19 protein-coding genes are annotated in these 24502 nt (G+C 55.7%); 3 read left to right on the top strand and 16 right to left on the bottom strand.

The window, feature by feature from the left end; genetic code table 11:
• Positions 1-78 precede the first annotated feature (78 nt).
• Together FGQ86_RS08615 and FGQ86_RS08620 are read left to right on the top strand one after the other, a co-directional pair.
• Entirely contained in the window at positions 79-1572 is a 1494-nt protein-coding gene (locus FGQ86_RS08615; RefSeq protein ID WP_033125078.1) for a DUF1846 domain-containing protein, read from the top strand.
• 56 nt (positions 1573-1628) lie between these two features.
• Positions 1629-3245 carry a CTP synthase gene (locus FGQ86_RS08620; RefSeq protein ID WP_033125077.1) on the top strand — a complete coding sequence of 539 codons (1617 nt, stop codon included), beginning with the start codon at positions 1629-1631 and terminating at the stop codon, positions 3243-3245.
• A 167-nt stretch (positions 3246-3412) separates the two neighbouring features.
• On the opposite strand, the gene hemW is transcribed toward FGQ86_RS08620, so the two are convergent.
• The 14 genes from hemW to argC form a co-directional block, all read right to left on the bottom strand.
• A complete protein-coding gene (gene hemW / locus FGQ86_RS08625; RefSeq protein WP_033125076.1) occupies positions 3413-4549 on the bottom strand; it encodes a radical SAM family heme chaperone HemW in 1137 nt (378 codons plus the stop codon).
• A gap of 12 nt (positions 4550-4561) precedes the next feature.
• Positions 4562-6394 (bottom strand): translation elongation factor 4, encoded by a 1833-nt coding sequence (gene lepA, locus FGQ86_RS08630; RefSeq protein WP_033125075.1) that lies wholly within the window; start codon positions 6392-6394, stop codon positions 4562-4564.
• A 67-nt stretch (positions 6395-6461) separates the two neighbouring features.
• Positions 6462-7445 (bottom strand): DNA polymerase III subunit delta, encoded by a 984-nt coding sequence (holA, locus tag FGQ86_RS08635; RefSeq protein WP_138303518.1) that lies wholly within the window; start codon positions 7443-7445, stop codon positions 6462-6464.
• Between the two features lie 64 nt (positions 7446-7509).
• Positions 7510-9804 carry a DNA internalization-related competence protein ComEC/Rec2 gene (locus FGQ86_RS08640; RefSeq protein ID WP_138303521.1) on the bottom strand — a complete coding sequence of 765 codons (2295 nt, stop codon included), beginning with the start codon at positions 9802-9804 and terminating at the stop codon, positions 7510-7512.
• Positions 9805-9806: 2 nt separating this feature from the next.
• Positions 9807-10760, bottom strand: coding sequence for a GerMN domain-containing protein (locus tag FGQ86_RS08645; RefSeq protein WP_052083932.1), 954 nt, complete (start codon positions 10758-10760; stop codon positions 9807-9809).
• 37 nt (positions 10761-10797) lie between these two features.
• Positions 10798-12198 (bottom strand): ATP-binding protein, encoded by a 1401-nt coding sequence (locus FGQ86_RS08650; RefSeq protein WP_347562497.1) that lies wholly within the window; start codon positions 12196-12198, stop codon positions 10798-10800.
• Between the two features lie 22 nt (positions 12199-12220).
• Positions 12221-12910: a response regulator transcription factor gene (locus tag FGQ86_RS08655; RefSeq protein ID WP_138303523.1), complete on the bottom strand. Its 690-nt coding sequence runs from the start codon at positions 12908-12910 to the stop codon at positions 12221-12223.
• Between the two features lie 36 nt (positions 12911-12946).
• Complete coding sequence (locus FGQ86_RS08660) at positions 12947-13603, bottom strand: helix-hairpin-helix domain-containing protein (protein WP_138303525.1); 657 nt, start codon at positions 13601-13603, stop codon at positions 12947-12949.
• A gap of 67 nt (positions 13604-13670) precedes the next feature.
• The gene (locus FGQ86_RS08665) at positions 13671-14102 is read right to left on the bottom strand and encodes a DMT family transporter (protein WP_033125071.1); all 432 of its coding nucleotides are present in this window, start codon (positions 14100-14102) and stop codon (positions 13671-13673) included.
• Positions 14103-14211: 109 nt separating this feature from the next.
• The gene (locus FGQ86_RS08670; RefSeq protein WP_033125070.1) at positions 14212-15390 is read right to left on the bottom strand and encodes an aspartate aminotransferase family protein; all 1179 of its coding nucleotides are present in this window, start codon (positions 15388-15390) and stop codon (positions 14212-14214) included.
• Positions 15380-16279, bottom strand: a complete 900-nt coding sequence (argB, locus tag FGQ86_RS08675) for an acetylglutamate kinase (protein ID WP_138303527.1) — start codon at positions 16277-16279, stop codon at positions 15380-15382. Before argB ends, FGQ86_RS08670 begins: the two co-directional genes overlap by 11 nt.
• Positions 16280-16284: 5 nt before the next feature.
• Positions 16285-17508, bottom strand: a complete 1224-nt coding sequence (gene argJ, locus FGQ86_RS08680) for a bifunctional glutamate N-acetyltransferase/amino-acid acetyltransferase ArgJ (RefSeq protein ID WP_033125068.1) — start codon at positions 17506-17508, stop codon at positions 16285-16287.
• Between the two features lie 34 nt (positions 17509-17542).
• Positions 17543-17992 (bottom strand): GNAT family N-acetyltransferase, encoded by a 450-nt coding sequence (locus FGQ86_RS08685; RefSeq protein WP_033125067.1) that lies wholly within the window; start codon positions 17990-17992, stop codon positions 17543-17545.
• Between the two features lie 13 nt (positions 17993-18005).
• A complete protein-coding gene (gene argC, locus FGQ86_RS08690) occupies positions 18006-19046 on the bottom strand; it encodes an N-acetyl-gamma-glutamyl-phosphate reductase (RefSeq protein ID WP_033125066.1) in 1041 nt (346 codons plus the stop codon).
• 432 nt (positions 19047-19478) lie between these two features.
• Between argC and FGQ86_RS08695 the strand changes: the two genes are divergently transcribed.
• Positions 19479-20711, top strand: coding sequence for an argininosuccinate synthase (locus FGQ86_RS08695; protein WP_033125065.1), 1233 nt, complete (start codon positions 19479-19481; stop codon positions 20709-20711).
• A 270-nt stretch (positions 20712-20981) separates the two neighbouring features.
• On the opposite strand, the gene FGQ86_RS08700 is transcribed toward FGQ86_RS08695, so the two are convergent.
• Positions 20982-22397 (bottom strand): APC family permease, encoded by a 1416-nt coding sequence (locus FGQ86_RS08700; protein WP_347562498.1) that lies wholly within the window; start codon positions 22395-22397, stop codon positions 20982-20984.
• Between the two features lie 24 nt (positions 22398-22421).
• Positions 22422-24470 (bottom strand): CocE/NonD family hydrolase, encoded by a 2049-nt coding sequence (locus tag FGQ86_RS08705; RefSeq protein WP_033125064.1) that lies wholly within the window; start codon positions 24468-24470, stop codon positions 22422-22424.
• Positions 24471-24502 lie beyond the last annotated feature (32 nt).

Raw genomic sequence — 24502 nt, forward strand, 5'->3', positions numbered from 1 at the left:
CCTGTAGTATACTTGTGAAGGAAATGTGTATTTTTCTTTACATATATTACAGGGAAAATAAATGAAAGGAACTGACAAATGAAAATTGGATTTGACAACGAAAAATATCTTCACATGCAATCCTCCCACATCCGTGAGAGGATTGACAAATTCGGCGGGAAGCTCTATCTGGAGTTCGGCGGAAAGCTCTTCGACGACTACCACGCCTCCAGAGTGCTGCCCGGCTTTGCACCTGACAGCAAGCTTCGGCTGCTGAAGCAGCTGGCAGACCAGGCGGAGATCGTCATTGTCATCAGCGCGGGGGACATCGAGAAGAACAAGGTGCGGGGAGATCTGGGGATCACCTACGATTCAGACGTTATCCGCCTGCGGGACGAGTTCATCCGGGCCGGACTCTATGTGGGGAGCGTTGTCATCACCCAGTACAGCGGGCAGAGCAGCGCGGATCTTTTCAAGGCCCGGCTGGAGCGCCTGGGCATCCGCGTGTACCTCCACTACATCATTCCCGGCTATCCGGGAAATGTGCCTCTTATCGTCAGCGACGAGGGCTACGGAAAAAATGATTATATTGAGACATCCAGACCTCTTGTAGTCATCACCGCTCCGGGGCCGGGAAGCGGAAAGATGGCCACCTGCCTCTCTCAGCTCTACCACGAGCACAATCGGGGCGTCCAGGCGGGGTACGCGAAATTCGAGACCTTCCCCATCTGGAACATTCCTCTGAAGCACCCGGTGAACCTGGCCTACGAGGCAGCCACAGCGGATCTCAACGACGTGAACATGATCGACCCCTTCCACCTGGAGGCCTACGGCGAGACAACGGTCAACTACAACAGGGACATTGAGATTTTCCCGGTCCTGCGCACTACCTTTGAGCGCATTTACGGGGAGAGCCCCTACAAGTCCCCCACAGACATGGGCGTAAACATGGCCGGCAACTGTATCTGCGACGATGAGGTATGCCGCCAGGCCTCCCTCCAGGAGATCATCCGCCGGTACTACGACACCATGGACCGGTTTATCGCCGGCGCCTGCTCCGAGGAGGAGGTGTTCAAGATCGAGATGCTCATGAACCAGGCAGGGATCACCGCCCACGACCGTCCTGTTGTGGACGCGGCCCTGAACCGGGCGGAGCAGACCGGGGCTCCGGCCGCCGCCCTGGAGCTACCGGACGGAAGGATCGTCACCGGAAAGACAAGCGACCTGCTGGGCGCCTCCGCAGCTCTTCTTCTGAACGCGCTCAAGGAGCTGGCAGGCATTGACCACGCATGCCACGTGATCTCCCCGGAGGCCATTGAGCCCATCCAGAAGCTGAAGGTCAACTACCTGGGAAGCCACAATCCCCGGCTTCACACGGACGAGGTGCTCATCGCCCTCTCCGTCAGCGCGGCCACGGACAGAAACGCCCAGCTGGCTCTGGAGCAGCTGCCGAAGCTGAAGGGCTGTCAGCTTCACACCTCTGTCATGGTCAGCCAGGTGGACATCAATATCTTTAAGAAATTGTTTATACAGGCAACTTTCGAGCCAAAATATGAAAAAAAGACTGTTTTTCAGGAAGAAAAAGGTATATAATATGTTTTTTAAAAGAAATGAACCACGAAACATCTGACAGACAAAAGGAGGAAACTATGGCAGTAAAATATGTATTTGTGACAGGCGGCGTAGTATCGGGACTTGGCAAGGGCATCACAGCCGCATCCCTTGGCCGGCTCCTGAAGGCGAGAGGGTATACGGTGACCATGCAGAAGTTTGATCCCTATATCAACATCGACCCGGGAACCATGAACCCGGTACAGCACGGAGAGGTCTTTGTCACAGACGACGGGGCGGAGACGGACCTGGATCTGGGCCACTATGAGCGCTTTATCGACGAGAGCCTCACAAAGAATTCCAATGTGACCACAGGCAAGATCTACTGGTCTGTCCTGCAGAAGGAAAGGCGGGGCGATTTCGGCGGAGGCACCGTACAGGTGATCCCCCACATCACGAACGAGATCAAGAGCCGCTTCTACCGCAATCCTGTCGCAAAGGATACAGAGATTGCCATTATCGAGGTGGGCGGCACGGTAGGCGACATTGAGAGCCAGCCCTTCCTGGAGGCCATCCGGCAGTTCCAGCACGAGAAGGGACGGGAAAATGTCATCCTCATCCACGTCACCCTCATCCCCTACCTGCGGGCATCCCAGGAGATGAAGACAAAGCCCACCCAGGCCAGCGTCAAGGATCTGCAGGGCATGGGCATCCAGCCTGACATCATCGTGTGCCGCTCCGAGCATCCTCTGGACCAGGGCATCAAGGACAAGATCGCCCTCTTCTGCAATGTGCCGGCTGACCATGTGCTCCAGAACCTGGATGTGGAGTATCTGTATGAGGCTCCCCTTGCCATGGAAAAAGAGCACCTGGCAGAGGTTGTCTGCGAGTCACTTCACCTGGAGTGCCCTGAGCCGGATCTGAAGGACTGGACAGAGATGGTGGACTACTTAAAGAGCCCCAACACAGAGGTCACAGTGGCTCTTGTCGGAAAATATATCCAGCTCCACGACGCCTACATCAGCGTAGTGGAGGCGCTGAAGCACGGAGGCATCTTCTCCCGGGCCACCGTCAACATCAAGTGGGTGGACTCGGAGACTGTCACGCCTGACAACGTGGGCGAGCTTCTGGGCGATGTGAGCGGTATTCTCGTACCCGGCGGCTTTGGCAGCCGGGGCATTGACGGCAAGATCCAGGCCATCCGCTATGCCAGAGAGAACAACATCCCCTTCCTGGGCCTGTGCCTTGGCATGCAGCTTGCCATTGTGGAATTTGCCAGGGATGTGGTTGGCTTCCACGACGCACACAGCGCGGAGCTGGACCCGGACACCACGCACCCGGTCATCCACATCATGCCGGACCAGATCGGCATCGAGGACATCGGCGGCACCCTGCGTCTCGGCTCCTACCCCTGTGTGCTTGATAAGAGCTCCAAGGCCTACGCCCTCTACGGCAAGGAGGAGATCCACGAGCGTCACCGCCACCGCTATGAGGTGAACAACGACTACAGGGATGACCTCACCTCTCACGGCATGATGCTCTCCGGCCTGTCACCGGACGGACGCATCATCGAGATGATCGAGATCCCCTCCCACCCGTGGTTTATAGCCACCCAGGCTCACCCCGAGCTGAAATCAAGACCCAACAGGCCCCACCCGCTGTTCAAGGGATTTGTGGAGGCAGCGCTGAAATATCAGGGTGAGCACGAAAAATAGAACAAAAGAAAGACTGGAAATATATAGGGAAAAGCGAAAAAGTTCAGGAGCTTCCGCAAGGGCTCCTGAACTTTTTCTTTGTGGCGTCATCATAATGCTCTGCGCCGTTACAACCTCTGTTGCAACGATTTCCGCCGCTGTCTGCTCCCCCTTCCCACTTTTGCCTCCTACTCCTCATCCAACAGGAACTCGCTCATCACATAGTTGCTGACATCAATCCCTCTCTTCGTAAGCCGCACCTTGTCCCCGGCTGATTTTAGCAGTCCCTGGCCCTGCAGGCGCTCTATGACCGCTCCGTAGACCTGATCCATGTCCTCCTGAAACTGCTCCTGAAAGCGTCGGCGGGAGACCCCCTCCATCTTCCGCAGTCCCAGGAACATGAACTCCTCCATGGCATCCTTCCTGGTGAGGGTTTCCGGCTCCTCCCCTTCCGTCCAGCGCCTTCCGCCCATGAGGGAGGCAGCTCCCGGTCCGATGCCCAGATACTCCCGGCGATCCCAGTAGCCCAGATTGTGGCGGCACTCGTACCCGGGGCGGGCGTAATTGGAGATCTCATAGCGATGGAGGCCGTACTCCGACAGGATTTCCTCTGTCCGCTCATACATCCGCCTCTCTGCGTCCTCGTCCGGCAGCTCCTCTGCGTGCCTGCCACCTCCATACCTCTCATAGAAGGGCGTCCCCTCCTCTATGATGAGACTGTAGGCGGAAATATGGGCAGGTGGCGGGGTCAGTCCTGCCACAGCCCGCAGGGTCTTCTCCCAGCTCTCCTCTGTCTGAAAGGGGATGGCGGACATGAGATCCACATTGATATTGGAAAATCCCGTCTCCACCGCAGCCTGGTAGGTGTCCCTGAAGTCTCTCCATGTGTGGATCCGCCCCAGAGCCTCCAGCTCCCGGTCGTCCGCCGACTGCAGCCCGATGCTCAGCCGGTTGATGCCGGCCTGCCGCCAGGCCCTCAGCTTCTCCCGGGAAAGTCCCATTTCTTCTGCCCCGGACCCGGCCACGGTTCCCGGGTTGCACTCCAGGGTGATCTCCGCATCCCCGTCCACAGAAAAGGCCCCCCGGATGGCCGCAAAAATCTGCAGGATCTGCTCTCCTGTCAGGATGGACGGCGTTCCCCCGCCAAGGAAAATGCTGACAACATGATAAGCCTTCGCGATGTCCCGGTAAGACCGGAGCTTTTCGCAAAGGCTGTCCACATACTCCTGCCGCTCCCGCCGGCCTGCGGGGGCGGACAAGAAGTCACAGTATTTACATTTTCTGACGCAGAAGGGAATGTGGATATATAATTCCAGTTCTTTCATCTGCTTCTCCTCTTATTTTTCATCCAGCTTCAGCACGCTCATGAAGGCCTTCTGTGGGATCTCCACATTGCCCACCTGGCGCATCCGCTTCTTTCCTTCCTTCTGCTTTTCCAGCAGCTTTCTCTTCCGGCTGATATCGCCGCCGTAGCACTTGGCAAGCACGTCCTTGCGCAGCGCCTTGACCGTCTCTCTGGCGATGATCTTGCTTCCGATGGCAGCCTGGATAGGGATCTCAAAGAGCTGGCGGGGGATCTCCTCCTTCAGCTTCTCGCACATCTTCCTGCCCCTCTCGTAGGCAGTCCCGGCGTGGACGATAAAGGACAGGGCATCCACCTCCTCCTTGTTGATCAGGATGTCCAGCTTCACCAGCTCAGATCTCTGGTAGCCCAGCATCTCATAGTCAAAGGAGGCGTAGCCCCTTGACCGGGATTTGAGAGCGTCAAAGAAGTCGTAAATGATCTCGTTCAGGGGCAGGTGATACCGGAGAACCGCCCTCGTCTCCTCAATGTACTCCATGCCCTGGTACTCGCCCCGCCTCTCCTGGCAGAGCTCCATGATGGAGCCGATGTACTCGGAGGTCACCATGATCTCCGCTTTTACCATAGGCTCCTCCATGTATTCGATCTCCGAGGGATCCGGCAGGTTGGAGGGATTGGTCAGCTCGATGACCTCCCCGTTTGTCTTGTGCACCTTGTAGATAACACCCGGCGCCGTGGTCACCAGATCCAGGTTGTACTCTCTCTCCAGTCTCTCCTGGATGATCTCCAGATGGAGCAGTCCCAGGAAGCCGCAGCGAAATCCAAAGCCCAGGGCCACAGAGGTCTCCGGCTCGAACTGCAGGGACGCGTCGTTGAGCTGCAGCTTTTCCAGGGCGTCTCTCAGATCCGGATACTTGGCCCCGTCTGCGGGATACATGCCGCAGTACACCATGGGCTGCACCTTCTTGTAGCCCGGAAGGGGCTCGCTGCAGGGATGGTTCGCGTCTGTCACCGTATCTCCCACCCGGGTGTCCTTTACATTTTTCAGGCTGGCTGTAAAGTAGCCCACCATGCCGGCCTCCAGCTCATTGCAGGGGATGAACTGCCCTGCTCCGAAGTAGCCCACCTCCACCACATCAGCGGTAGTGCCTGTGGCCATCATGTGGATGGACATTCCCTTGCGGATTGTCCCCTCCATGATCCGGCAGAAGACAATGACACCCTTGTAGGAGTCGTACAGGGAGTCAAAGATCAGGGCCTTGAGGGGCGCCTTCGGATCCCCTGTGGGGGCAGGTATCTTCTGGATGATCTGCTCCAGCACCTGATCCACGTTCAGGCCTGTCTTGGCGGAGATGAGGGGCGCGTCCTGGGCCTCGATCCCGATCACATCCTCGATCTCCTCGATGACTCTCTCCGGCTCCGCGCTTGGCAGATCCACCTTGTTGATGACCGGCATCACATCCAGGTCGTGATCCAGCGCCAGATACACATTGGCCAGCGTCTGGGCCTCCACACCCTGTGCCGCGTCCACCACCAGGATCGCGCCGTCGCAGGCCGCCAGGCTCCGGGACACTTCATAGTTAAAGTCCACATGTCCCGGCGTGTCGATAAGGTTGAAAATATATTCGTGGCCGTCCTTTGCCTTGTAGACGGTCCGGACGGCCTGGGACTTGATGGTGATGCCCCTCTCCCGCTCCAGATCCATATTATCCAGCACCTGGGACTGCATCTCACGGCTTGTGAGAAGGCCGGTCATCTCGATGATGCGGTCCGCCAGGGTTGATTTCCCATGGTCAATATGGGCAATGATACAAAAATTCCGAATTCTGCTCTGCTCTATTTCTCCCACTTCTATCGTTCCTTCCATAGTAAGTAATATTCCATTTCAGCTCCCATATCATAGCATGACTGCCCCGCTTTGCGCAAGCGCACTGTCATGCCTGAGCGCTGTATTTTACAATAAAGATCTCCACGCACATGGTGTTGTCCAGCCGCCCCGTCTTGGCCGCCTCCTCCATATCCGCGGCGTCCTCCAGTATACTGCGTATCTGCCGCCCGGAAAATCCTTTGCTCTGATCCATACATTTTCCAGCCACGTAGGGGTGTAGCCCCGCGCTCTGGGCAATCTGCTGCCTTCCGAGGCCCTTCTTCATCAGGTCCTTCACCTCCAGCAGGATGCGGAACTGCCTTGTCAGGAGGGCCAGGATCCGAAGAGGCGGCTCCTTCAGCGCCACCAGGTCATAGTAGTAGTCCAGTGCCTTTTTCTGCTGCTTTTTGGCCACAGCGTCCACCATGTCAAAGATCCGGTTTGTGATTTGGGTCGTGCAGATGTCCTCCACGTCCTGTATGGTGATCTCATCCTTAAAAGCCGTGTAGGAGAACAGCTTCTCCAGCTCCTTTTCCAGATTTTCCATATCTGTCCCAGCCTTTGAGATCAGATACCGCACCGTAGACTCCTGGATCCTTTTGTTCTCTCTTTTCACAGCCGAGGCGATCCACAGAAGGAGGGTCTTCTCGTCCTGCATGCCCATCTCCACGATGCGCCCTTTGTCCTTGACCGCCTTGTACAGCTTTCCCCGCTTGTCCACCTCTGTCTCGACAAAGAGAAAGATCACCGTGTCTGGCATGGTCTTAATATAGTCCGCCAGCTCCGGGGATGCGGTCTTGAAAAATCCCGAGTTCTCCACCACAATGAGCCGGTGATCCGCAAAAAAGGGCATGGTCTCCGCCAGGTCTATAATCTCCGGGACACTGGTATTTTTCCCCTCATAGTAGGAATAGTTCATAGTGTCCCCCTCAGGGATGATGGCCTTTGTGAGCCGCTGCTTGTATTGTTTCTTCAGGTAGGCCTCCTCCCCGTAGAGGAGATATACGTTTTTAAATTGTCCGGTCTTTATATCTTCATTTAAATTCTTCATGTTGACTATTATAAGCGATTTGTGCCGGTCTTGACAAGGGAAGATAACATCCGGGGCAGCGAAATCAGATCAGGAACCCGCGGATACTCATTTTCCTGCCGTCTGTCCGGATGGTCACAGCTCCGCTGCGTGCCGTCTGGTATACCAGGCAGCCAGCCTGCGAAAGCCTCTCCATCGTCTCCTTATGGGGATGTCCGTACCGGTTGTCCCGGCCGGCTGAAATAAGGGCCACATCAGGGGATGCCTGCCTTAGAAGCTCCTCTGATGTGGAATTTTTCGAGCCGTGATGGGCCACCTTCAACACATCGTATGTCTTTTCCAGCCTCTGTGCCAGCACCTCCTCGCCCTCCCCCTCCACGTCACCTGTAAGGAGCATGTCAAAGGCACCGCAGGATACGTCCAGCACAAGGGAGGCCCCGTTTCCCGGCATCAGCTCATCTCCTCTCCCGGGCTGGAGGCAGGTCACTGTGAGGCTGCCCCAGGACAGAGCACCTCCCCTGTCCATGAACGCAAGGGGAACGCCCCGCTTTTCAGCCTCCTTTGCCAGAGCCTGCAGCTTCTCATCCCACACTTCGGGAACAGGCAGCACAAGGCAGCACACCTTCACTCCCATCTCCTGCCTTCCCAGCAGCTCTTCCACCCCATTCATGTGGTCGCCGTCCCCGTGGGTCACGAATACATAGTCCAGCTTTCCCACACCTTTCGCCTTTAAAAACGGCTCGATCCGGTATCTGCCGGCCTGGTCCGTATCGCTGCTGCCCCCGTCCACAAGAATGCTGGTTCCGTCGTCCGCCCGGATAAAAATGCTGTCCCCCTGGCCCACATCCAGCACAGTGATCTCCGTCTGGCCCAGACTGCCCAGCCGGGAGGCAGGCCCGGCAAAGAGCAGGACTGCCAGCCCCGCCAGCACAGGGACGAAGGCTCTGCGCCTCTCCCGCGGGCAGTGCCGGTCCTCCTTCCTCTCCCTTCTTCTGGCCAAAGCCCAGAGAACCATGGTGATCCCCAGCGCCGCATAGTAGAACCAGACCGTATCCATCCCCGGCTGCCCTGTCACAAGGCGGCTCCCCGGGAGGGCAAGGGCAGCCCGGCAGCTGACCTCATAGACATCCAGTATCCTGCCGGATATCCAGAGGAGCGCCAGCCCTGCCGGCTCAACTGCCATGTACAGAAGGCTGCCCGCCATCCCCAGAAAAAGGAGGGCTGACATGAGGGGGATCACAAGCAGATTTAAGAGCACAGAGTAGACGGGAAACTCAAAATAGTGGTACAGTGTGACCGGAAAGAGGATCATCTGCACACCCAGGCTGGATTGCAGCGCCTGCACCAGACCTGTCTTTGCTTTCGCCAGCCTGCCCCTGCTCCCTGCCTGACGTCTCCTGTTCTCCTCCGCCTGCCGGTTCTTTCCTGGCAGCCGGATCAGCTCGCCGAGAAGCCACATCCCAAGGATCGCCCCGAAGGACATCTGAAATCCCCCGTCATAGAAGGACAGGGGCTGCCACAGGATGACCACCACAGCTGCCGCGGACAGGGCGGTGATCATGTCGTAGACCCTTCCTGTCATATCTGCTCCCACCCGTATGAGAAACATGACAAGGGAGCGCAGCACCGCCACGCCTGCGCCGATCATGAGGATGTACAGCAGCAGAAACCCAATGCCGAGAAGACCTCCCACCAGATAGGAGCCTGTGCGGCGCCTCAGAAACTGATAGGAGCCGATACCGATAAAGGACAGGTGTAGCCCTGATATGGACAGGATGTGGGCAATGCCGTTGACCTGGTAGAGCTCCTTTGTCTCCGGATCCATGCCCTGCCGGTCCCCCAGGATCATAGCCGCCAGGATGCCGCCGTCCTTCTCTCCCGCCGCCTCCAAAAGAGCGGCTTTCCACGCTCTGCGGAACCTTTCAAGAGCGTCCCGCAGACGCCAGAAGGTGCCATCTGTCACCTCCACGCTCTGTGCCCACAGGCCTGCGTGTATGTTCTGTCTCTGATAATAAAACTGCTGATCAAAATTTCCGGGATTTCGCGCCTCATCGAAGAAAAAGAGCTGTCCCCTGGCGCGCAGGATATTTCCTGTCCGAAGATCCGTCTTATCAGGATCGTATAAGATCACGCCGGCCTCCCCCACGGTTCGGCCGGACTTTGTGATAGAATTCTCTCTTAGATAAAATACATTGTAATCTGCCTTCTCTTCCCTTTTCCACACCTGCCCTTCTATAAGGACCGTGTCCCCCTCCTCAAAGGCCGCCCGGGCAGGGGGATCCCTAAGCTCCTCCAGGAAAACGTCTCCGCCCAGGTGGACGGCGAGAAAAGCGGCAAGCAGGAAGAGCGAGCAAAAAATAAACAATCGTCTTTCTTTCAATATTATTCCGTTTCCTCCACCAAATCCGGATTTCTCTCCAGGGGATGGCTCAGATCCACCGCATTTCTGAATTTGATATCAGACTCTCCATTCACAGAGATCTGCACAGACTGAACCTCCCCGTCTCCGTTCTCCACAAGGGAATTCACTATGGAGTAGACTGCCAGCTCCGGGGAGACCTGGTAATCCTGGGAGAGAAATCCCTCATCAAAATTCACATAGCAGATGCCATCCTTTACAGAAACTCCCAGGAGGATCGTGTCCGACGGCAGCGTGTCCTGGCACTCCTGGGTCCGGGGCCCCTTCAGGAGCTGCTCCAGGATCAGCTTCTGCAGGGATGTATTGCTGTTGTACCTCACATTTACCGTCTCCCGCGCCAGACTGTTCCCATCTGCGTCGGCAAAGTACAGAGTCAGATCTGTCTTCTCATAGGAATTCAGGGCAGAGCCTATATTTCGCACAAAGTCCTCCGCCCCCATGTAGCCTGTCTCTGTCCCGTCCGCCTCCCGGAGAGGCTGATCGCCTATGAAGAAGCGGACCCTGCTGATGCCCTCGATCTGCGTCAGGGACTGAACCACAGCGGCCCGCAGCAGTACCTCGCTCTTCTTGGAGAGACTGCTGTAGGAGTCGCTGAAGGTCAGGTCCAGCTTCCCGTTCCGGAGATCCTTTACCTCCACGGACACCTCCTCAGGGATCGCACTCACATACCCCTCCGGGGCCCCGGGCTCTTTCATCTCCTCAAGGGCCTCCCGAACCATATCCCGGGTTTCTCCTGCGGACGGCTCCCAGGCCACCGGCATAAGAGACACGCTTCCCTGCTCCACATAGAGCAGATACTCCTCTCCCTGCTTCGGGGCGCTCCTATCCCCACCGCATCCGGTGAGAAGTCCCAGGGCCAGAAGAAGGGCCGCAGACAGGGCTGCCGCTCTCTTCACTGGTCTGTACAGATTTTTCATATGCAGAAACCTCCTTCCAATCTCCCTGTCCAGGCGATCAGACAACATAGCTCAAGGGGATGCGCACTGTAAATGTGGTTCCCTCCCCCACCTGGCTGTACACCTTGACAGCGCCCCGGTGAAGAACCACCGCATTTCTGGCAATGGCAAGGCCAAGCCCGGTGCCGCCGATCTCCCTGGAGTGGGATTTATCCACCCGGTAGAACCGCTCGAAAATGTGCTCCTGTGCCTCCGCCGGTATGCCGATGCCCGAGTCAGCCACCTCGATGTAGAAGAATTTATGGTCTGCGTTCAAGGACACATGAACCCATCCGCCCTCCACATTGTACTTCACAGCGTTCTCCACAAGATTTGTAATAGCAAGGGAAAGCTTTACCTCGTCAATTTCTGCGTTTACAGGCCGAAAGCTTTCAAAGACCACCTCGATGTTGGCCGCCGCCGCGATGGGCTGAAGCCGCTTCAGGATCTTCTCCACCAGTTCGTTGATGTTGGTCTGCTTCACATCCAGAGTGGAAGCCGTCTTGTCCATCTTGACAAGGGACAGAAGGTCGTTGATGATCTTGTCCTCCCGCTCGATCTCCTCCGAAAGATCCGCCATAAACTCCCTGTACAGCTCCACAGGCGCGTCCTCCTGCACAAGCAGGGAGTCCGCCAGCACCTTCATGGAGGTGATGGGTGTCTTCAGCTCGTGAGACACGTTGGCCACAAACTCCTGCCTGGAATCGTCCAGTATCTTCAGACGGCCCAGCATCTTGTTAAAGGCCTCAGACAGAAGACTTGTCTCTGTGTATGCATTTTCGTGGAGATAGTTGGTGTCATAGCCCTCGCTGACCGCCTCGATGGAGGAGGTGATCCTGGCAAAGGGGCGGACCATGACAGAGCCCAGTATGACAGCGAGAGCTGCTACCAGGAGGGCTGTCACTCCCACAGCCACCCAGGCTGTGCCTCCCAGCACGCTCAGGCCGTCCAGGACAGAGTCAGCGGACACGCTGGCAAGCAGAACGCCGGACACCTGCTCGCTTCCCGGGACGAACACCGGAGAAGTCACCTCAATATACTGGTTGTCCCGGTCGTAGATCTTCGTTCCCTCCCCCTCAAAGCACTGCATCACATCCTCGGACACAATGATCTTCCCTGTATCCAGGTCGTATGTATCCTCCGTGATCTGATACTGACTGTTGATCAGCATGATGCGGCCATTGTAAATACCTGACATCTGCTCCAGCTCAGCCTCCAGCACCTCCGAGAGACCTGTATCCAGGTATCCCCCGGCGCCGATCTGATTGCACAGGATCGTGCACTGGTTCTGCAGCTGGGCGGTCCGCACATCGACCGCCCTGTTTTCATAGCTTTCCAGGATAACTGCTTTCAAGACAAGGCAGGGAATGATCCCCACTGCTATAAAAAGAAATATGATTCGAAACTTCAGACTTTTCAAAAAATGATTTCTGAAATATAATCTAACCCCTGAAATAGTAACCAACTCCCCACTTTGTGTACACGTATTTCGGATCGCTGGGCTGCGCCTCGATCTTCTCCCTGAGCCTTCGGATATGTACATCCACTGTGCGCACGTCGCCCGGGTACTCGTAGCCCCACACAAGGTTCAGCAGATTCTCCCGGCTGTACACCTTATTCGGATGGGTAGCCAGAAGCTCCAGAAGGTCGAACTCCTTGGCAGTCAGGTTAATCTCCCGATCACCGATCACCACTCTGCGGCTCTCGCAGTCAATCTTCATATCTCCCTTGACCACCAGCTTTCCGTCTTCCTTCTGATCCTTCTTCTTCCCTGTGCGGCGAATGATGGCCTTGATCCTGGCCTTCACCTCCAGGATGTTGAAGGGCTTGGTGATATAGTCGTCAGCCCCGTACTCCAGCCCCAGGATCTTGTCCATGTCCTCTCCCTTGGCGGTCAGCATGATGATAGGGACGTCCGAGTACTCCCGAATCTGTCTGCACACCTCAAAGCCGTCATGCTTGGGCAGCATGACGTCCAGGAGGATAATGTCGTATGTATTTTCGGCGGCCAGCTTTAAGGCCTCCTCCCCGTCGTAAGCGCAGTCCACTTCCATGTCGTCCTGCTCCAGACTGAACCGTATTCCCTTCACGATCAGTTTTTCATCGTCCACAACCAATACTTTCCAACCCATAATGTCTCCCTTAGCTTTTTTGTTCTTCTTCTGTCATCACACAGTGATCTCATCCTTCAGCTTCTCGTAGATGCCTTCCTTGATGCCGTCCACCTTCATAATATCCTCCGGCGCTTGGAAAGCTCCCTCTTCCTCCCGGTAGGTGATAATGGCCTCCGCCCGGGTCTGTCCGATCCCCGTGAGGGTCATCAGCTCCTCCAGATCAGCGGTGTTCAGGTTCACCTTTCCTCCGCCCTGCTCCCGGGAAGAAGACGCCGCCCCCCAGGAGTCGTCCTGAGGAAACGTGCCCGCCTCTGCCTCCTCCTTTGAGGGGACATAGATCTTCTGTCCGTCCTCCGCCTGCTGGGCCAGGTTCAGGCTCTCCGGGCTGGCCCCCTCCAGAGTGCCTCCGGCCCTCTCTATGGCCTGGTACACGCGGGCCCCCGCAGACAGCTCATAGACGCCCGGGGCGGCCACCTGGCCGCACACATAGACAAAGATGGCGTCAGTCTCCTGTTCCGGCTCCTGCCCCTTCTCCCGGGTCTCCTCACCTGTCTTCTCCGGGGAGTCCTCCTCGCCTGAAGAGGCCTCCTCCCCGTCTTCTTCCAGAGAGATCTCCTCTATGCCGGAGGTCTCTTCCTTCTTTTCACATCCGTTTAAACAGCCGGTCAGGATCACAAGAATCCAGAGAACCGCTGTCAGTCTTCTACGCATAATTTACTCCTTTACAGCCGTATCCCAGCTGCGGACACCCCTCTTATGCTTAGATAAAGCCATTGTACTATTTCCACTGAAAAATTGCAACTCCAATCAGAGCCAGGGCCATGCCTCCCACCTTCCGCCATTCCAGGGGCTCCTTCTCCACACCAAAAAGCCCTGCCAGCTCGATGAGATAGGCCACGATGAGCTGGGCGATGACGATGAGAAGAGCCGCCTTTGCAGGCCCCAGCTGCTCCATGCTGCGGATGACAGTCCAGGTGATCCCCGCCCCGATGACGCCTCCCAGGAGCATATATTTCGGTTCCACCCGGGCGATGGCCCCAAAGCTGTCCCTCCCCGCAAAGAACCAGACCCCCAGACAGACCGCCAGGGCAGAGAACTGCACCCAGGCATTGCTCACATACTCCCCCGTGGTCTTGGTGACCTGGGTGTTAAATACGCCCTGCACACTCATGAGGGCGCCCGACAATAGTGCAATAAAAAAGCCGGCCATAGAAAATCACTTCCTTCCTCTTGATCAGAAGTTAGTATTTCCCACAGCCAGCCTGTATATTCCGCCGAAATCTGTATTTATCCGGTCATTTTCTTTTGCGGATCTTCTCCTAGAGCGCCTTCTCCAGCTTTTCGATCATCTCGTCCACATGCTCCTCCGTGATCACAAGGGGCGGAACCATGCGGAGCACATTTCCCCCGGCGGTGATGACAAGAAGCCCCTCCTTCTGCGCCTTCACCACGACCTCGCCCACCGGCACGTTCAGGACAAGGCCCTGCATCAGGCCCTTTCCTCTGCGCAGCTTCACGGACTCTTTGCGCTCTGCCAGGGCGTCCAGCTGCTTCTCCAGGTAGGCTCCCACCTGCTTCACGTGATCGCAGAGCTTTTCCTTTTCAAAAATGTCCAGCACTGCGCTGACCGCCGCGCACACAAAGGGATTTCCCCCGTAGGTGGTGCCGTGGTCTCCCGGAGCCAGGGACTTCTCCGCCACCTTCTCTGTCATGGCAAAGGCACCCACCGGGACGCCGCCGCCGATGGCCTTGGCCATAGCCATGATGTCCGGCTTCACGCCATAGTCCTGCCAGGCGAACATGGTGCCTGTGCGCCCCATACCGCACTGGATCTCATCCAGGATGAGGAGCACATTGTTCTCATCGCAGAGCTTCCTCACGCCCTGCAGGAATTCCGGGTCAATGGGATAGATGCCTCCCTCGCCCTGGAGTGTCTCCATGATCACCGCGCAGGTGTGCCCGTTCATCTGCTCCTTCACGCTGTCCAGGTCATTGTACCGGGCAAATCGCACGCCCCCTATAAGGGGCTCAAAGGGAGTCCGGTATGCCTCGTTGCCTGTCACAGCCACAGCCCCCATGGTGCGCCCGTGGAAGGAGTGCTCCATGGCGATAAACTCATACCGGCCGGAGCCCTCTGTGTAGGCGTATTTTCTGGCCGCCTTCAGGGCTCCCTCTATGGCCTCGGTGCCGCTGTTTGTAAAGAAAACCCGGTCCATCTGAGCCGCCTTTGTCAGCTTTTGGGCCGCCTCAGCCGCCGGTTTGCTGTAGTACAGGTTGGAGGTGTGGAGCAGGGTGTCCACCTGGTTCTTCAGAGCCTCTGTGTACTCCTTGTGGCCGTAGCCAAGTCCGCACACAGCGATGCCTGCGGCAAAGTCCAGGTATTTTTTCCCCTCCGTGTCATACAGGTACACGCCCTCGCCCCTCTCCAGGACGATGGGATACCGGTTGTAGGTGTGCAGGAGCGACTGCTCCGCCTCGTCGATCCATTTATTTGTCATTGTAAAATCTGCTCCCTTCATCGTCTAAGATGGCGGTTCCGATTCCTCTGTTGGTGAAAATCTCCAGCAGGAGGCAGTGGGGGATCCTGCCGTCCAGGATATGCACTCTGGAAACGCCGTTTTCAATTGCGTCGATACAGTTGTTCAGCTTGGGAAGCATGCCGCCTCCGATGTAGCCCTCCTCCATCAGCTTTCTGGCCTCAGACACCTTCAGCTCCGAGATCAGTGTCTCCGGGTCCTTGGGATCCTTGTAGACACCTTCAATGTCTGTCAGGAAGGCCAGCTTCTCCGCATGCATGGCCCTGGCGATGGCGCAGGCCGCGTCGTCCGCGTTGATGTTGTAGGTGTTGTTCCTGTCGTCCAGTCCCACAGGGCACACGATGGGGAGGAAATCCTTCTCCAGCAGATCCCATAGGATGTCCGCGTTCACTTCCCTCACATCTCCCACAAAGCCGATGTCCTGGCCGTCGGAGAGCTTCTTTGTCACCCGCAGGAGGCCTCCATCCTTTCCGCTGATGCCGATGGCCCGCACGCCCAGGCCCTCCACGAACTGGACCAGCTCTTTATTTACCTTTCCAAGAACCATCTCCGCCAGCTCCATGGTGGCCGCGTCGGTCACCCGCAGACCGTTGACAAAATGGGGCTCCATGCCCACCTTGCCCACCCAGCGGCTGATCTCCTTTCCGCCGCCGTGGACGATGATGGGCTTAAAGCCCACCAGCTTCAGCAGGGTCACGTCCTGAATCACTCTCTCCTTGAGGGTCTCGTCCACCATGGCGCTGCCGCCGTATTTCACAACAATGACTTTCCGGTTAAACCGCTGGATGTAGGGGAGGGCCTCGATGAGCACCTCCGCCTTGTCCAGATATTTCTGCATATTGTTATCCATTTTTTTTAACTCCTGTAATCCGCGTTGATTTCAATGTATCCGTGTGTCAGGTCGCAGCCCCAGGCGGAGGCGCTCTCCTGTCCCAGCTTCACGTCCGCGATGGCTGTCACCTCCGGCTGGGAGAGGATTTTCGTTGCCTCCTCCTCGCTGTAGTCCACAGCCGTGCCGTTCTCTATGATCTGGATTTTGCCTGCCTGGCTCTCAAAGAAGAGATCCACCTTCTCCGGATCAAACTGGGCGCCGGAGTAGCCCATGGCGCAGAGGATCCTTCCCCAGTTGGCGTCGTGGCCCGCGATGGCTGTCTTGGTCAGATTGGAGCAGACGATGGATTTGGCCAGCACCTTGGCCTGCTCCTTGCTCTCGGCTCCGATGACCTTGGCCTCGAAGAGGGCTGTGGCACCTTCTCCATCCCCGGCGATCTTCTTTGCCAGGTACTCGTTGATCACGTGGAGAGCTGCCTTGAACTCCTGGTATTCCGGCGTACCGCAGGTAATCTCCTCGTTTTCCGCCATCCCGTTGGCCAGCAGGAGCACCGTGTCGTTGGTGGAGGTATCCCCGTCCACGGAGATCATATTGTATGTATCCGGCACATCCTCACTGAGAGCGCTCTGGAGAGCCTCCTTTGTGATGACTGCGTCTGTTGTGATAAAGGAGAGCATAGTGCACATGTTGGGATGGATCATTCCGGAGCCCTTTGCCATGCCGCCGATGGTGACGGTCTTATCCTTCACCTGGATAGTGACAGCAATCTCCTTCTCCTTTGTGTCTGTAGTCATGATGGCCCTGGCTGCCTCCGTGCCGGCCTCCAGGGTGGACGCCTTTTTCGGGGCCAGAGCCTCAATGCCGGCCTTCAGCTTTTCAATGGGCATCTGCTTTCCGATCACGCCGGTGGAGCCGATGAGCACTCCGGCCGGGTCAATGCCCAGCACCTCTCCGGCCTTGTCCGCCGTGTCCTTGCAATAGCCGAAGCCCTCCGCTCCTGTGCAGGCATTAGCAATTCCTGAGTTTACAATGATAGCCTGTGATTTCTTTTCACTCTTCACAACCTGCTGATCCCATTTCACCGGAGCCGCTTTCACCACATTTGTGGTAAAGGTTCCCGCTGTCACGCAGGGCACCTGGCTGTAGACCAGTGCCATATCCGTGCGGTCCTTGTACTTCAGCCCTGCAGCCGCGCAGGCTGCCTCAAATCCTTTTGCCGCGGTCACGCCGCCTTCTATTCTCTCCATGTTATCCACCTTCCTCTGAAAATATTTTTCTTTATTACTGTTCATTGAACGCCGTGATGTTGGCGTCATTCAGCACGAAATCGTAGTAGTTCAGATCTTCTCTCTCTGTCCAGCCGATGGTGTTCCAGAAGGCATTTCCGATGTCATTTTTTGTAAATGCAATAAGACAGACCTTGTTGATCTTCTCCGCCTTCAGGGCCTCCATGGCCCTCACCACCATGGCCTTTCCTATGCCGTGGCGCCGGTAGGCCTCGTCCACGCACACATGGTAGAGACAGCCTCTCCTGCCGTCATGTCCGCACAGGATGCTGCCCACGATCTTCCCGTCCTTCTCCGCCACTACACTGGTGGTGGGATTTCTCATAAGGAAGCGCTCCACGCCCTCCCTGGAGTCGTCAATACTCCGGATGCCGAAGCCCTTGATCTGCTTCCAGAGGTGGTACACCTCCTCGTAATCATCTATTGTCATTTCCCGGATTGTCATGTCTGGTTACCTCCTATGGGAACATGGGCACAAGATCCAGCCCTGTATCCTCGGTCAGTCCGAAGGCCAGGTTCATGTTCTGCACCGCCTGTCCGGCCGCTCCTTTCACAAGATTGTCAATGGCTCCGATCATGATGATGCGGCCTGTCCTCTCATCGATCTTAAAGCCGATGTCCACGTAATTGCTGCCCTCCACCCACTTGGTTTCTGGGTAGACGCCCTCATCCAGAAGGCGGATGAATTTCTCATCCTTATAATATTTCTCGTACACGGCCTTCACGTCCTCATAGCTCACATCCTTTGTCAGCTTCGCGTACTCTGTGGCCAGGATGCCCCGGTTCATGGGTACCAGATGAGGCGTAAAGTTCAGCACCACCGGGTGTCCGCAGGCGTAGCCGAGCTGCTCCTCAATCTCCGGAGTGTGCCTGTGGGAGGCGATGCCGTAGGCCTTCATGTTTTCATTGACCTCACAGAAGAGGTTGGGCACCTTGGCCCCTCTCCCTGCGCCGGAGGTGCCGGACTTGGCGTCAATGATGAGAGTGTCCATGTCGATGAGCCCCTCCTTCGCCAGAGGGTAGGCCGTCAGGATGGAGCAGGTGGTGTAGCAGCCCGGGTTTGCGATGAGCCGGGCCTTCTTCACATCCTCCCTGTTGATCTCGCACAGACCGTAGACTGCCTCCTTTATAAACTCCGGGCTCTTGTGTTCTATGCCGTACCACTTCTCGTAGGTAGCCACGTCCTTGATTCGGAAATCCGCGCTCAGGTCAATGATCTTCACCTTGCTTAGGATGTCCTCATTGACAAGGGAAGCGCACAGTCCCTGGGGGGTGGCTGTGAAGATCACGTCCGCCGCCGCTGCCAGCTCGTCCATGTTGTCATCCATGCAGACCGCGTCCACGATCTGGAACATATTCTGGTACACACTTGCGTACTTCTTATCTATATAGCTCCTGGAGCCGTACCACACGATCTCGGCGTCCTTATGTCCCATCAGGATGCGGACCAGCTCTGCTCCCGCGTATCCGGTGGAACCGATAATTCCTGCTCTTATCATCTTTCGCATATCCTTTCTTATTAAAATAGAATAACACTTGTTAAAGTTTATACCACTTTTCTTTCTGTGTAAAGTGGATTGCCGGAACTTTTTCCCCGCTGTACGTTTGTACTGCATGATTATACATCCACAATGAATATTATGCAAGTTTTTTCTGTCATTATTTCCTGTGCCCCTCCTGTTTCCCTCTGTTCGCCCAGCGTTCCCTGCTCCCGCGCGCTCTCGTCTATCCCTCATTTTTATGCGGTTTCTCCCGGCGCAATCGGATTTTTTCCAAAAGCTTTGTATAATATACACTAAAATTCGTTTTTTTTGCATTACACTTGCATAATTATAAAATATGGTGTATAGTAAACCTTGCGATTTAGGTTATTTTAAGCGCGGCTCACAGCAGCGCAGAAAAATGAAAATACATTTCAGGAGGAAAATGCAATGAAAGAAAAAGTGGTACTTGCCTATTCAGGCGGACTTGACACAACAGCCGTCATCCCGTGGCTGAAGGAGACATTCGGATACGATGTTATCTGCTGCTGCGTGAACTGCGGACAGGGCGAAGAGCTGGACGGTCTGGAGGAGAGAGCGAAGATGTCCGGCGCTTCCAAATTATATATAGAAGATATTGTGGATGATTTCTGCGACAATTACATTGTTCCCTGCGTGCAGGCCCACGCAGTGTACGAGAACAAATACCTTATCGGCACGGCCATGGCCCGCCCCGCCATCACAAAGCGACTCGTTGAGATCGCAAGGAAGGAAGGCGCTGTTGCCATCTGCCACGGCGCCACAGGAAAAGGAAACGATCAGATCCGCTTTGAGCTGGCCATCAAGGCTCTGGCTCCGGACATCAAGATCATCGCCCCCTGGCGGATGACAGATCTTTGGACCATGCAGTCCAGGGAGGACGAGATCGAGTACTGCCGCCAGCACGGCATCGACCTTCCCTTTGACGCAAAGCACAGCTACAGCCGTGACCGCAACCTGTGGCACATCAGCCACGAGGGCCTGGAGCTGGAGGATCCGGCCAACGAGCCAAACTACGATGATCTTTTAGTCCTCACTGTACCTCCGGAGAAGGCACCGGACGAGCCGGAGTATGTGACTATGACATTTGAAAAGGGTGTTCCAAAGAGCATTAACGGCGTTGAGATGAAGGTTTCCGACATCATCCGCAAGCTGAACGAGCTGGGCGGCAAGCACGGCATCGGCATCATTGACATTGTAGAGAACCGTGTAGTGGGTATGAAGTCCCGCGGCGTCTACGAGACCCCTGGCGGAACTATCCTCTATGAGGCGCACCAGCAGCTTGAGGAGCTAGTTCTGGACCGCGCCACAACGGAAATGAAAAAGGAAATGGGCGACAAGCTGGCCCAGGTCGTATACGAGGGCAAGTGGTTCACACCCCTCCGGGAGGCCATTCAGGCATTCGTGGAGAGCACCCAGGAGTATGTGACCGGCGAAGTCAAATTCAAGCTCTACAAGGGCAACATCATCAAGGCCGGCACCACCTCCCCCTACTCACTGTACAGCGAGTCCCTGGCAAGCTTCACAACAGGCGATATGTATGACCACCACGACGCTGACGGCTTCATCACCCTGTTCGGGCTTCCGCTCAAGGTCCGCGCCCTGAAGATGCAGGAGATGAAAAAGCAAAGCGAGAGTAAATAATGAATTGGGGACGTAATGCTTTACAAAAGTGTTACGTCTCAAACTAATCCAACTGGTGTATAATTGTGTCAAACCACCACTGTGTTCACACACAATTTCCACTCATATCGTGATTAATCTGAAAAAAGCAAGAGCTTCTTCCGCGTAATACGTGAGAAACTCTTGCTTTTTTCGTGATACCAATCAAAACAGGCGGAGTCGCAACCGATTATATTTGACACAATTACACACCAGTTAGTCTAAATCCAGACGTAATACTTTTGCAAAGTGTTACGTCCCCATTTTGTTCTCCAGCCCGGATCGCTTCCAAAGCCACAGGCCGGACAACAGCACGAACAGCGCGCCGCCGATCAGCTCAATCTCGTAAATGATGTTCTCACCTGTTGTGGACATCACCGGTAAGGCGGAGCATACGATGGCGATCCCGCAGATCACCAGCTCTGAATACCCAAGGAAGCAGCCCCACTTTTTATTTGTCGTCATCTGATACAGCTCCGGCTTATCCTCTTTTTCCTTCTTTATCTTAATGTACGCTGCAAACAGCAGCACATAGGGGAACAGGGATGTCAGCGCTGTCATGGTGACGAGCACGTTGTAGATGGTCTCCACTGCCGAAAAAAGATTGACTCCCGCCAGGAGCACTGTAATCAGCACAGCCTGGAACAGGATGGCTTTCTCCGGCACATCGTACTGGTTTTTCTTCATGAACTTATCCGAGAAGATCCCCGGCTCTGAATAGCCAAACAGCATCTTCACCGGCTGCACAATGTACAGGACAAGAGCTCCCAGAACAGACAGGGCGATACCAAACGCCAGGATCTGCACAAGAACCTGCGGCACTCCAAGGAGCTCACTTGCCTTTGCCAGAGCATCCAGTGTGCCTGTATAGGCGAAGATCTCCGAGGTGGGAAGCAGCATAGTCATGCAGACAGCTCCCACAACATAGAGCACGCAGATCAATCCCGCCGCGATCATGATAGCCCGTGGATAATCCTTCTGGGGGTTTTTCATGTCGGACACAAAGTTGGCTGTAAATTCCGCCCCTGTGTAGGCAAATGTAATGCCGGATATAGCCACAAGAGAATTCATATTCATTTTCGGCGTCAGCGTAGACACCGTGTACTCGGAAGCGCTGGGGGCAGCCTTCAGGACAACTACGGCCAGAATGGCCATGCCGATCAGAAAAATGGTCGGTATCACCGACCCGAAGGCCCCCACGCTTGTAAAGTATTTTCCAAGCTTCATGCCCCTCATACTGACAAAGGACAGCCCCCAGATCACCACCAGCGACATGATCAGCACAAATGGCTTATTGTCCGCCAGTTCCGGCTTCCCGATCATGTAGCTGATGTTAATGGCCAGAAAGGTCAGGAAGGAGGCGTACCAGAAGATCAGAGCTGTCCAGTGCATCCAGGACACGAGAAATCCGTACTTTGTTCCAAACGCGATCTTCACCCAGTCATTGAGTCCCCCATCTGTGGGATAGGCCGAGGCCAGCTCCGCACACATCAGCGCCTGTGGGATGAAAAAGATCAGCATAAAAATGACCCACATGGGGATTGCCCCCAACCCCAGGCCAAAGCTGTCTGAGGTTGATTTGGCAATCCATCTGATCCCGTAGAGTGCGGAGACATTCATCAACACAAGTTCCTTAAAACTGATTTTTTTATACTTGATGGTCCTCACCCCTTTCGGTTCTGTCTTCTGTCCTTAAAGACCGTTTCTCTTTACTTTATAATCGTAATCCCGGTGGAACACATGCTCCCCATTGATGGATGCATCCATATAGCCGGTGATGTAGAAGTTTTCCAGATCCGCAGTCTGGGTCACCACGATATCGCAGTCCGTAAGCCAGCCCTCCCGTCCGTTCTTCATCTTCTGATAAATTGTATATTTCGCTGAGAGGGGATCCTTGTTGCTCATGGTCAGCTCCCTCTTCAGATTGTGCTCTACAACTGTGCCGATATCGTCAAAGCGGTACACGCCCTCTCCGAACACTCCTCCCACGCCATCAGTGATGGAGGTCCACGTATCCGTGATCAGATCATATGTGATCTGCCGGTCCACATGTCCCGGCGAGAGTGTAGTCATTGGTGTGAGCGGCGCGCATCTTGCCTCCATGTCCGGTCCCTTGGCATCCTTTCCCTTAAACAGGGGCAGGGAAAATTTGGCAGTGGACAGATCCAGCTTCAGCGTAGCAAGCTCCGGCGATGGCCATATCATGGGCCAGAAGGAATTGGCAATGGCAAGTCTGATCCTGTGGCCGGCAGGGAAATTGTGTCCGCACACATCCAGCTGCACCCTGGCCTTATATTTCTTGCCCGGCTCCAGATAAACCACCTTCTCGTGGCCCTCCAGATGGGTCAGGTTCATCAGCCCATAGGACACTCTCGTGGCCGCTCCGTCGGGATGGATGTCACAGAGCTCAGCGTAGAGGAAGGCGTTTGGCTTATCGCTGGTAAGCTCCACCTCAAATTCCGGATAGCCTAATATTTCCACCTCTTCCTTTAAAATGTCAGAGTCAAATACCATGGCCATACCGTCGTCCACCCGCATATCGGCCGGGCTCTCTCCCGGAACTCCAGCTCCCATCCACTCGTTGGCCAGAAGCCCGTGATTGGGAAGGGTGCACAGATCCACCACTTCCTCCTTCGTGTTTGCCTCCTCCTGGAGATGTCCGTAGGTCATGGACAGCGTCTTTGTCTCCACATCCGCAGAGGGCCATTTGTCCAGTGCCACCCAACGGCCATCGCTGACAGGGTGTACCGTCTCCGGCTTCATGCTGTCTTCCAGCCATACCTGTACCATAGGGCAGTCCAGTGTATCATTGTCAATGCCTTTGAGCCATTTATCCCACCACTTTGTAGCCTCTCCCAGAAAATCGATGGCTGGCTGGGGAGCCCCGTCATGGGCAAACACGTGGGCCCAGGGTCCGATAAGCGCCTTTCTCGGAACGCTCAGCCCCTCCATCAGGGTGAGCACGCTGTTTGTGTAGGAGTCAGCCCATCCGTCCAGGGCAAAGACCGGCACCTTGATGTCATCGTAGTTCACGCTGACTGAGCCGTGCTTCCAGTAGTCATCCCTTGTCTGATGCTCCAGCCAGTTAGCCGGCCACAGAGGCATCTCCTCCAGGCGCCGGATAGACTCCTCATACCAGGTGTCCGGCTTGATCTCAGAGTCAATGGCACGGCACATGTAGGCCAGCATAATGTTGCCCCACCAGAAATTGTCATTCAGCAGACAGCCGCCTTTATAGTGAATATCCTGAGTATATCTGTCATCCACAAAGCCCACGCAGATAATAGCCTTCAGCCCTTTTGGCTGTCTCGCCGCCACCTGCAGGGAGTTAAAGCCGCTCCACGATTTTCCCATCATTCCCACATTACCGTCGCACCAGGGCTGCTGGGCAATCCACTCGATGCACTCCACCGCATCATCCTGCTCCTGCTTCAGATACTCATCGTAAAAGCACTGGTCAGACTCTCCCGCGCCCCGCATGTCCACGCGGACCACATTGTATCCCATGCCGGCGAAAAATCCGTACATGGGCTCGTCCCGCCCTCTCATGCCGTCCCGCTTGCGGTAGGGCTGGGTCTCAAACACTGTGGGCAACGGCTTGTCTGTCTTTGGATGCCAGACGCGGGCAGACAGCCTGCACCCGTCTGACATGGTGATCCACTGGTTCTCGATCACATCCCACTCATAGGGGAACTCCTCTCTCTTCATCACCCGTTTTGCTTTTGGTTCTACTTTTGCCATATTCACGAACCTCCTTTATTAATAAATATATG

The organism is Clostridium sp. BSD2780061688st1 H5, assembly GCF_005845155.1.
GTDB lineage: Bacteria > Bacillota > Clostridia > Lachnospirales > Lachnospiraceae > Claveliimonas > Claveliimonas intestinigallinarum.